The following is a 726-nucleotide window of genomic DNA, read 5'->3' as shown; positions in this document are numbered from 1 at the left end:
GCCCCACAGCGCGGCCAGCGTCAGCGCAAGCATCAGCCCCTCGGTCATCGGGCGCATCGCCGTCGTCCCGCACGGCAGGACGAGGTACAGCGCCATGCCGGTGAGCGCGAGCGGCACCGGCGCGGCCAGCGTGCGCAGCACCAGGTACGCGAACAGCCCGCCCGCGCAGGTGATCACCACGCCGGCCGCCCACACCCCCCACGTCACCCCGAACAGCGCGACGAACGGCGCCAGGACCAGCGGGTAGCCGGGCCGGACCTCGAAGATCCGCATGAACCGCTCCGGCATGAACGGCACCGTCTGCCCGCCGGTCTCCCCGGCCGCCAGCCGCGCCTCCACCTGCCGCCACTCCTGCTCCCGGCACTCCTGAAGCACCCGGGGCGCGGGGTCCGGGGCGTGGAACCGCACCACGTCCACGTTCTGCGCGCGGTGCGCCATCGCCGCCTTCCCCGCGCAGTAGTGGTCGATGGTGACGGCCGCCGCCTCCCGCTTGTCCACGCCGGTCAGACTCAGCGCGTACGACACGTAGTTCTTGCTGTCGGGGGTGTCGCGGCCCTCCACGGTGCCCAGTTGCATCAGCGCGAACAGGGCGGCCAGCAGCAGCACCCAGGTGCGCGGCCTCACGACGGAGTCAGCAGGTCGCGGCCGGCGGTCTGCGCGGGCACCAGACCGGGATCGCCCGCCGGCTCCGGCAGCGGCTCGCCCAGCATCACGGCGCGCACCACC

1 pseudogene is annotated in these 726 nt (G+C 74.1%); it reads right to left on the bottom strand.

Annotation, left to right across the window (positions count from 1 at the left end):
- Positions 1–624, bottom strand: a pseudogene (locus CCN29_RS34600) (hypothetical protein); the annotation flags it as partial.
- Positions 625–726: the final 102 nt, after the last annotated feature.

This window comes from Streptomyces pseudogriseolus (assembly GCA_002154585.1).
GTDB lineage: Bacteria > Actinomycetota > Actinomycetes > Streptomycetales > Streptomycetaceae > Streptomyces > Streptomyces pseudogriseolus.
Note: the sequence above shows the minus strand (reverse complement) of the source record. Positions and strands in the feature narration are given on the sequence as shown.